Source organism: Vibrio sp. 10N.286.46.A8, assembly GCF_041470165.1.
Taxonomy (GTDB): Bacteria; Pseudomonadota; Gammaproteobacteria; order Enterobacterales; family Vibrionaceae; genus Vibrio; species Vibrio tasmaniensis_A.
The window spans coordinates 1-10,369 of the sequence record NZ_JBFRLX010000264.1 but is presented as its reverse complement, the minus strand read 5'-3'; the positions used below and the strand labels follow the sequence as shown (position 1 = coordinate 10,369).

General features: G+C 43.5%; 8 protein-coding genes. 7 read left to right on the top strand and 1 reads right to left on the bottom strand.

Going from position 1 to position 10,369, the window contains the following annotated elements; translation table 11 throughout:
• The first annotated feature begins 239 nt into the window (after positions 1-239).
• From AB4232_RS20945 to AB4232_RS20915, 7 genes are all read left to right on the top strand, one after another.
• The gene (locus tag AB4232_RS20945) at positions 240-1,166 is read left to right on the top strand and encodes an SDR family NAD(P)-dependent oxidoreductase (protein ID WP_372087929.1); all 927 of its coding nucleotides are present in this window, start codon (positions 240-242) and stop codon (positions 1,164-1,166) included.
• A gap of 2 nt (positions 1,167-1,168) precedes the next feature.
• Positions 1,169-2,188, top strand: a complete 1,020-nt coding sequence (locus AB4232_RS20940; RefSeq protein WP_102258549.1) for an MBL fold metallo-hydrolase — start codon at positions 1,169-1,171, stop codon at positions 2,186-2,188.
• Positions 2,189-2,351: 163 nt separating this feature from the next.
• A complete protein-coding gene (locus tag AB4232_RS20935) occupies positions 2,352-3,569 on the top strand; it encodes a multidrug effflux MFS transporter (protein ID WP_102258548.1) in 1,218 nt (405 codons plus the stop codon).
• Positions 3,570-3,588: 19 nt separating this feature from the next.
• Positions 3,589-4,776 carry a carboxylesterase gene (locus AB4232_RS20930; protein ID WP_102258547.1) on the top strand — a complete coding sequence of 396 codons (1,188 nt, stop codon included), beginning with the start codon at positions 3,589-3,591 and terminating at the stop codon, positions 4,774-4,776.
• Positions 4,777-4,800: 24 nt separating this feature from the next.
• The gene (locus AB4232_RS20925; protein WP_372087928.1) at positions 4,801-5,376 is read left to right on the top strand and encodes a hypothetical protein; all 576 of its coding nucleotides are present in this window, start codon (positions 4,801-4,803) and stop codon (positions 5,374-5,376) included.
• A gap of 248 nt (positions 5,377-5,624) precedes the next feature.
• Positions 5,625-6,440: a TauD/TfdA dioxygenase family protein gene (locus tag AB4232_RS20920; RefSeq protein WP_372087927.1), complete on the top strand. Its 816-nt coding sequence runs from the start codon at positions 5,625-5,627 to the stop codon at positions 6,438-6,440.
• A 253-nt stretch (positions 6,441-6,693) separates the two neighbouring features.
• Complete coding sequence (locus AB4232_RS20915) at positions 6,694-8,742, top strand: response regulator (protein ID WP_122082542.1); 2,049 nt, start codon at positions 6,694-6,696, stop codon at positions 8,740-8,742.
• Positions 8,743-8,892: 150 nt separating this feature from the next.
• On the opposite strand, the gene cqsA is transcribed toward AB4232_RS20915, so the two are convergent.
• Complete coding sequence (cqsA, locus tag AB4232_RS20910) at positions 8,893-10,074, bottom strand: alpha-hydroxyketone-type quorum-sensing autoinducer synthase (protein ID WP_372087926.1); 1,182 nt, start codon at positions 10,072-10,074, stop codon at positions 8,893-8,895.
• Positions 10,075-10,369 lie beyond the last annotated feature (295 nt).

Sequence of the window (10,369 nt, the reverse complement as noted above, 5' to 3'; positions counted from 1 at the left end):
AAATTGTGTCTAAACCCTTATTTAAGGCTTTGAAAATAAGAACTTTCGATAACGACAGTATTAGTCTGATGCTATCGATTACCGCCTACTCAGTCAAACGAGGTCGTCGTTTAATACAAAAGTATTGCCGTTTTGCACAAAAGTTATTGTGCTCTTAAATCAAATTGGTGCGTTGACAATATAACAAATGACATTTATTGTAAATTGTCATTTATTATTGAGCCTTCCGGAGCATCACTATGTCGCTAAGTTTTATTGCAAGTCCTCCCCCGAAGGGTAGGCATCGCCGAGTGTTATCGGCCATTATTGGACAGAAAAGAAAACATCATTCATGTCCTGAGTTGCAAAGGCTTGATGGGAAAAGGGTACTTGTAACGGGGGGAACCGCTGGTATTGGCGAGTTCATTACTCGTTCTTTACTTGCTCAAGGTGCGAGGGTGACGTCGTTAGCGAGAGGCTTATCGGATGCGACGGATGACATTCTTCATGCCGAGTCAATCTATATGGATCTTGCGGATCCTAAGAGTATTGTCACTGCTGTAAAACAACTAGGGGATACGCCATTCGACATGGTCATTTGTAACGCGGGGCTAGTGTCTAAAAAGGCTGAAATATCGCCTTCCGGTTATGAAAAAACGTTTTCAGTCAATGTTTTAGGTCATCACATTCTTTATCGGCTTCTTATGCAGAAAAAAATGTTGGTTGACGATGCTCGTCTGGTTATGACTAGTGGAGATATTTACATTATGGAAAATGAGTGTTCGGCTGATATTCCTTTTGACGGCACATCCAGCACTTATTCACGAAGCAAGCTGGGGAATTTATGGCAAGTACGCGAGTTATCAAAGCGTTACCCAAATATCCACCCAATTGCGGTTCATCCCGGTGTGGTTGCCAGTGGCTTCGCTGGAAGTAAGAAAGGGTTTCTAGCATGGCTTCGTACTAAACAACTGGTGTCGGAAGAGCAAGGTTCCCACTCCTCTTTGATTGGTGCGACACAAGATCTTCCAAGAGGAAGCTATTGGCACAATGTATTTGGTTTGGTTGATTTACCGGAGAGTGATCCTGGTTGCGATACATCTGGTTCTAGTAAGCTGTGGGACCAACTTGAATCGATTACCGCTCCTTACCTGCAAGCGTGCGAAGTTAAGCCAACAGGAAAATAGAAATGAAATTTCTTTGGATAGTGAGCCTCACCCTTTTAATTAACGCCTGTGCAGAGAGCAAGATGGACACCAGAAAAGCGTCACCTAATTTCAAAAATGGTCAGTTTGAAAATAATACCGATATCAAAACACTGACGTTTTGGCAGATTGTCTGGGCTGGCTTAACTTCTGACGTTGAACAAGCGAATTGGCCAGACACTGTTGAAACGAATGAGGATAAAATGCCTGCTGCTAGGGAGCTAGGAGATAAAGTTCGTATTACGTTGGTAAATCATGCGACCTTTTTAATTCAAACCCAAGGAGTGAATGTACTGACCGATCCTGTGTTTTCAGAAAGAGCGAGTCCGATTTCTTTCGCTGGTCCCAAAAGGGTGCACCAACCAGGGATCGCGTTAGCCAACTTACCATCAATTGATGTGGTGGTGATAAGCCATGATCATTATGACCATTTGGATTTGGACTCTTTGGCGTTCCTCATTAAACGAGATAACCCGAAAATCTATGTGGGGCTTGGAGTGGCGAAACGTCTCCCTTCAAGCGCTAACACCACCGAGCTAGATTGGGGAGAGAGTGTTCAGGTTAATGACATCTTTAAGCTTTGGTTTTTAGAAGTTCAACATAATTCAGGTCGTACTCCCTTCGATAGAAACTCAACGCTATGGGGAGGGTTTTTAATGCATATTGGCGACCAAAAAATCTATTTTGGTGGCGATAGCGGTTATGCCAATCACTACAAATACGCTTATGAGAAGTTTGGACCTGTCGATATTGCCTTTATTCCTATTGGCGCGTATGCACCAAGAGAAATCTTCAAGCCAGTACACCTTGACCCCTTTGAGGCAGTGCAAGCTCATCAAGATCTTAATTCAAAACAGTCGATTGGTATGCATTATGGGACATTTCAAATGACGGCGGAGCCTCGCCTGGAACCTGTTGAGTTGCTTGACGTTGCGAAGAAGGCAGCTCAAGTTCCAGCTTCTGAGTTTATTACGCTTGAAGTGGGTCAACCGACTAACTTTTAGATGCTCAGCTCTTTTTAACCACAAGCTCCTTTTTAATTTCAAATCAATTTTTATCTCAGATCGCTTTAAACGCTAAATAGAGTGTTTGAGCCCTCAAAGACATGGATGTTTTGATATTTCATAATGTTGACCTGTAGCGTCAGGTCCCTTATTTGGTGATGTAATGAAAAACAAACAACCCATACTCGGCAATACGGGTACGTTGATCTTTTTGGTGATGATCAGCGCGTTTCCTCCTTTAACAACCGACCTTTATTTACCAGCTCTTCCTAATATGGTGGCAGCGTTAGGCACGACTCAGTCAATGGTTAACTTTACGCTGAGCAGCTACTTCGTTGTTTATGCTTTCGGGCTGTTATTTTGGGGGCCCCTCAGTGAGAAGTTTGGTCGCAAGCCAATTTTGTTAATCGGGGCAGGTATTTACGTTGTTGCCAGTTTCTTATGTGCCAACTCAGGCAGCATAGAACAATTGATTGGCTTCCGAATTGTTCAAGCGTTTGGTGGTAGTGCCGTCACGGTTGTCGCTGTGGCAATTATCAAAGATCTTTACGATGGGAGAGAACGAGAGAAGATAATGGCGACCATTATGTCGCTGGTGGTTATTGCACCTATGGTGGCGCCAGTAATAGGGGCATTATTACTTAAGGTTGCCACTTGGCAGATGATTTTTGTTGCGCTTGGTGTCTTTGGCCTTTTATCGATTGTGCTTTCACTCTGTCTGACAGAAACGTTGGTATCTCGTTATAGCGGATCTGTAGTGAGATCTTGGGGACGGCTGGGAGTAGTACTCAAGAATCCACGGTTTCTGTTGTTACTGGCAGTATTTTCGCTTACTCCAATGTCGATGATGGCATTTGTGGCTGCGGGTCCTTACATCTATGTTGAGCACTTTAATTTTAGCGAGCAAGAGTTTAGTTATATCTTCGCGCTAAATGCTCTATTTGCCTCATTTGGACCTCGGGCTTACATCAAAATTACTCAATATTGGCCTGCAAAACGAATTATTTCTTTCTGCTTCATGCTTCTGATTTTGTGTGGAGTACTGACTTTTAGCCTTGGTGAAGCTTCGGCTTGGTTGTTCGCCCCATTAATCGGATTAGCTACGTTAGCCACCATCACAACGCGAGTGCCTGGTACTAACCTAATGCTTGAACAACAAGACAAGGACACTGGTTCTGCCGTTGCAATCATTCAATTTACGTCAATGATTTGTGGCGCGATGGGGATGATGTTGGTTTCTGTCGAGTCTGACTCTTTGATTAAAAACCTTGGTGTGATCCAATTGTCTATAGGTGTGATCAGCGGCCTATTGTGGCTGGCATGGTCTCGGAACCCCAGTAATAAGCAGAACAACTCATCAACATCTTTCATGTCAAACTAGGTACAAAAGGTCGTTTTTTATGAAATTTAGGTTTAAGCCTCTTATTTTAATTGTGTGTGCTTTATTGCTGATTGGCTGTATTAGCAGCGAGCAGGAGTATGATCATCCGCTCTATGACACCTCCGCAAGTGCATTTCCAGTGCAACAGTTTGATTCGTTTTCCGAATATCAACAAACCATTCAAGCTTGGCTGGAAGAGAATCGTGTGTTTTTGCAAGACGATCATGCAGCGGAGCTTTCGTATAATACCCCTTTTGAAATCATGCCAAACCAAGCAAATTCGGTGAAAAAAGGCATTATTTTTGTGCATGGCTTAGGTGACTCTCCATGGTCTTTTGTCGATGTTGCTAAAGAGTTCGCTGATGACGGTTACTTAGTACGTAGTGTGTTGCTTCCGGGACATGGCAGTCGCCCGGCCGATTTAGTGCCGATAAGTATATCTGATTGGGAAAATACGGTTAAAAATCAAGTTGAAATTATGCAGAAAGAGGGGCTGGAGGTTTCTTTATCTGGGTTCTCTACTGGCGCGAATTTGGTGACGGATTATGCGAATAGCGACCCAAGCATAGAGGCTCTGTATCTGTTTTCTCCCGCGTTTAAATCTGACAGTGATATTGATTTCCTTGCACCTGCTGGCGCTCTATTTGTGGATTGGGTGTTCCAAGGCGATCCGCAAAATCACAACAATCTAATGAAATACAATAGCGTACCTTTGAATGGCTTTGCGCAGTATTACTGGACTAGCTACGAGGTTCAAAAATCTCTAAAAAGAAAACCATTCGACAGGCCAGCATTTTTAGCCGTCACTCAAGATGACAGTGTCGTTAATGTTACTGAAGTCCTTAAACTGTTTGAAACGCAGTTTACCAATGCAAACAGCCGATTTATTTGGTTTGGAGATAAACCAGATACGCTAGATAAACGCGTTGTCCATTTCGACAGTCGTGTGCCGTCAAAACGCATCAGTAACTTCTCTCACATGAGTTTGTTATACCGTGAAGACAATTTCTATTATGGCGCTAATGGTAAATTCCCAATGTGTCGTAACAGTACCGATCCTCTTGATTATGAAGCTTGTTTAAATAGTGATGAACCATGGTATTCCGCTTGGGGATACAAGGAAGAAGGGAAGGTTCATGCAAGGTTAACCTACAACCCATATTTTGACGAAATGTTGGATTACGCCAAATCTATCACTGCCTTATAAAGGCGACATTAGAAGGACACTAAAATGTATCAAAAACCATCCCCTGCATTACCATTGGGGCTGATATCGTTGCTATCGCTGTTGTTTGCTGTCCCAGTAAACGCAGATTGGAAGGAAACGGGCTTACACTTAAAGTTGGTTGATCTGTTAGACAGGGAAGACGGCTATTGTATTGATGTTGCTGGAAGTGGTGACTATGTAAGATTCGATTTGCCGTTATTGACGCACAATTGCAAAGAAGGCTTGTACGCTGATGAGGCGGTGACCCATAGAGATGACGGGACATTGTTCTTTCTGGCTTTCGAGGCATGTGTCACGGTTATGGGCGTTAATAATAATTCGTTACCTTACAATTCGCTGATGTTAAAACGCTGCCACATCGACGAACCATTTTTGAAAGCCACTCAGTTCCAAACGTTTGAGTTTACAGAGGACAAACAGGTTCAGTTGGTGGGTTCTAACCTTTGTATTACTGCAGGCGATGTATCTAAAGTGACCTACAGTGCGGCGCACCGTTGGAGAAGCTTGTATATGCAGGAGTGCAATGTTGCCGACAAAGCGTTATCTCAATGGCAAATGGTTAAACCAACGACTCGTTAGTCGATATCTTAAGTAAGCAGCTAAAAGATAGAAATTAAACGAACTCAAAGCCTCAGTATTGACGCTGTTCTCAACAGCTTGAAGACTGAGGCTTTAATGTTTTAGGCGAGACAAGATCATTGATATTAATCGGAAAACTGCTTTTTGCTTTTATAGCGAGTAGGATTGAAAGAAATGGCGTATTTGTCCGGTTTACTAGTCAGTATCCAAATTGACTCTGAAATGTCACATCATCAATAAGCGAAAGTATGTTGAAAATAGAACCCATTACTCCTCACATCGGAGCTCGCATCCACGAATTAGAGCTTTCTACATGCAGTGCTGATGAACTCGATAAGGTGTATCAGGCGCTTCTAACCCATCAAGTGATCTTTCTCGGCGGGCAGACTTTGTCTCCAGAACAACACTTGATGATTGCAGAACGCTTTGGAACGTTAGAACCTGCACATCCTTTCTTCCCTCGCGTGGAAAGTGCGCCTCAGGTGAGTGTGATTGAAACAACCCTAGGCAATGCGCCAATGGAAAGTTATTGGCATACCGACTTAACGTGGCGCAGCTTGCCGTCGAAAGCTTCCCTGTTGCATGCTCAACACATTCCAAGCGTCGGTGGTGACACGATCTGGTGTTCTATGACGGCGGTTTTTGAATCTCTAAATGAAGATATGAAAGCTAAGTTGAGAGGCTTATCGGCGACTCATTCGCTGGTGGCCTTTGAAGGTATAGAGTCAGAAGACATTGAGCTCGATTGGCACAAATCCTTAATCAAAACAGCACAGGAGAATCCGCCAGTGGTTCACTCTGTTGTTCAAGTTCATCCTGAAACGGGTAAAGAAACGCTGTATATCAATGAACAGTTTACGCGTTATATCAATGAGCTCGACCGCAAAGAGAGTGATGTTTTACTCAGCCAACTGTTTGAAATTGCGAGACGCCCTGAGTTTCAAGTTCGTTTCAAATGGGACAACGGCTCAATGGCGATCTGGGATAACAGGGTAACGCAACATTACGCAGTGATAGATTACGGCGATACTCCAAGAAAAATGCATCGAGTAACAGTTACATAACAGTAAGTAAGAGGGGTAATTGGTGTAGGCGCTAGCTGACAAGTCTCAGGAACTCAGGTTTAGTGTCTGAATTAAAGTATAAAACTGAGACTTTATTCATCTAAGCTTAATAATAAAAACAAATCTGTTGGTTCTTTGATTGAAACCCCACTGCTCGGACGTGATGTGTAATATAATCGGCGCCAAAATATAAGTATAAAAACCAAATCATAGAATTAATAAACGTCAGGGCTTAGAGAACAAAGTATTTCGTATGAACGCGATTCGTAAAGTTTACCAGTACGCAGAACCAAACCTTACTCTCGTAGGTTGGATGGGCTTTGTCGGCTTTCCAATTTACTACATTGTGTGGGAGTTTTTGTTTCCGCAACCCTACGAAAACTTAGCGCTTCGCCTGTTTTGCTCGGTATTGTTCTTTGGCATTATATTTCGTAATCGTGTCCCATTTGAATGGCGAAAATACCTTCCGGCTTATTATCAAGTTGCTGTAACTATCTGTTTGCCAGGTTTCTTTTTCTACATGCTGCTAATGAATAATTGGTCCAACGTTTGGGTTATGTCATTCATGTCGGCTATTTTCCTCCATATTTTATTGGTGCACGTGACGAGAGTGATGTTTGCACAAACCTTTGCCGGTATTGGGATTGCTACGTTGTGTGCTTGGATTGCACAAGGCTTCTACCTCGAACTCACAATGGATTGGACGCATGTGCCAATCTTTTTGTTTATCTACTTATTCGGCAACTTGTTCTACTTCCGCAATCAGGTGGAACATGAAAACAAGGTGTCATTGGCGAAGTCTTTTGGTGCGGGTATTGCCCACGAGATGCGAAACCCTCTAAGCGGATTACTTACCTCTATTGATGTTATGCAGTCTATATTGCCTAACCCTAAAAGTGGCGTTCAAAAAGGGCAATATGCGTTAAGCAATGAAGAAGTGATTCAGTTGCGTGAAGTGGGCGATGAAGCGATGGAGATCATTCATTCCGGCAACGAAACGATTGATCTGTTACTGACTTCAATTGATGAAAACCGCGTCTCTCGCTCTACGTTTAAGAAGCATTCAGCGCAAGCGGTGGTTGAGGATGCGATAGACAGCTTCAATTACAAACGTACTGCTGATAAGTCAGCAATCTCCTTGGATGTGCAGAGTAACTTTGAGTTCTTGGGCAGCGACACCTTGCTGAAATACGTCATGTATAACCTGTTCAAGAATGCGTTCCATCATCGTAGCCCTGAAGATTTCCATATTCATGTCACCATGTTCAGTGATGAAGTGACGAACCAAATTATGGTGACGGATAACGGGTCTGGTATTTCGAGCGATATCATTCGTCGTATTTTCCAAGATTTTTACACCACAGGCCAGTCGGGTAATTACGGGCTGGGTTTACCATTTTGTAAGAAGGTGATGCGTTCGTTTGGTGGTGAGATTAAATGCCAGTCTGAAGTGGAACAATGGACGCAGTTTACGATGACGTTCCCATCTTTGGCTTCAAATACAGTGAAAGAGATCAAGAGTGAGCTCACTAAGCTGAAGACCGTATTAATGGTGAGCGACCAGAAGATTCTGACCAGTAAAATGACCGAGATATCGCGTTTTATGGGCTTTGAACTTGCCGTCTTAGATGTCGCATCTGCGCTTAAGAACAAGGAGTATCAGTTCGAATTCGATCTGATCTTTGTTGATATGGAGAGCTTGGATTTAAGAGCCAATTGCCTCGATAGGATTGAATCGTTACTTTCGTTTACTGAGGCGCGAATCATTTACTTGTATGAGCGTCATCCTATCAAGCGTGTACGTAACATCTCTTTCGAGCCTATTTGGGTGGAAACACAAGTCTGGCTACTGAATACTAAAGCGACCATTGACCGTTTACTGTTTGACTCCAACTACGTGATGACATCGGTTGCTGTAAAACCGCTAGAGGCCACCACTAAACGTACGATTATGGTGGTCGATGACAATGAATCTCTACGCCGATTTACGGCAATGTTATTGGAAAAACAGGGCTTTGATGTTGTGCAGAAAGAAGACGGACAACAAGCCTTAGATGCGCTTGATACCGACGACATCGACTTGATCCTAATGGATATTGAAATGCCAATCATGGACGGTGTTGAAGCTTCTCGCCGAATTCGAAGTGCCGACAAAGAATACTCTTCGGTGCCGATTATTGCTCACACGGGTGACAGTTCTCCCGTTACCTTGGAAAAGATGGAATCGTCAGGCATGTCGGACTTTATTGTTAAACCGGCGGACAAAAACCGACTATTCGATAAAATTGCTCACTGGATTTAATGGATGTAATAGTCTGAAGTTCACGGGAATTGGGTAGACATAGATTCAAGAAAGAGCTCAGCGAATTGCTGGGCTCTTTTTGTATTGCGACATGATAGCGTCCATTCAGTCCTGCCGTTGGTGTTAGTTATAAATATGGTTCGAACAAGGTTACACGAACTCTAACTCGGGGTGATGATACGCTTCGTGACAAACGGTAAGCACATGGTCAATGTCTCTTGGCGTCATGCCGGCATTCACTGAAAAACGGATGATGTTTTTGTTCTTGCCCGTAGCGGGGCGGCAGAACACCGCACCGAACACATTCCGTTCTTCGAGGAAATCGCGAACACGTTCAGTGTTTCTTTCACTACCACATTCTAATGCCACAATTTGAGACTCGCTGCGGATATTAAAGCCAATTCGTTTTAGACCCGTAGTCAACGATTTAGCACGCTGGAACAGAGCCTGTCGTTTATCATCTGCACTTTTGATTACCTCTAATGTTTTCTCTAAACGGACCACCTCTTGTGGTAACACGGTCGAGCTGAAAATCGCGGGATAAGCAACAAACGGTAAGGTTTCTGAAAGCAGTTTTGGCCCAAGGATCGCGCCTGCACGATAAGCAAAGGTTTTAGCCAAACTTACGGTGATGAAGTCGACTTGGTTTGTAAGGCCCAATGCGTGAACTATGCCGGCACCATTTTCCCCATGCGTGCCCAATGAATGCGATTCATCAACGACGACGGCACAATCAAACTCCTGCGCCATTTCGTAGATGTCGCGTAGTGGGGCGATGGTCCCAATGGTACTGTAAACCGAATCGACCACAATAACGCCTGAGCCGTGGCGCTCTAACTGTTTACGCAGGTGATTCATATTGTTATGCATAAACGGGTGGGCGATGCCGCCAGCGGCACGAATGCCTTCCCATAGCGACATATGGGCAAAAAAGTCGATATACACCGATGTGTCCGGCGGGCAGATGGTTTGTAATAGTCCTATATTGGCCGCCCAACCTGACTGAGAAAGTAAACAGCTCTCCATTCCGACATAGTTCGCGAGCTCGGTTTCAAACGCAGGTTTAGACTCTTCATCTTGTAAAAAAATTGCAGACATCACTACGTTGTCATCGTGTTCAATAATCGCTGCTTGATGGGCGTCTTGGATCGGTTTGTTGTGTGACAGTGCTAAGTAATCATTGCTCTGCATCACGACGGCATTGCGCTGAGGTCGTTTACCCAATACCAAGTGCTTTTGGCTTTGGTTCTGGGTAATGAGGTCTTGAATATAGAAATTCAAGCGTTCTTCGATAAAGGAAGGTAGTGGTTTGTTTTTTGTTGTATCACTCATAATTATTCTCTTCAAATACGGGAAAACGCCAGCGCCGGCGGTTGTATATTGAAGTTAAAAAGTGATGTGTCATTAGTCAGTTTGCATAATTTTGTATGTGCTAGCAAACTCAGTATTTAAAGGTATCGAAGCGAGTCATTTTCCTTACGGTGCGGGGCTTTAACCTAGATCAGATTGGAATGATAGCCTTCTTTTTTATGATAAAAGGCTATTAAAATTTCGGTGTTCTAATGACCCTGAAAAAAGTCGATTCTGAAAAGCTTTGATGTCCTAGCTGCGTATTATGAACTGGCAC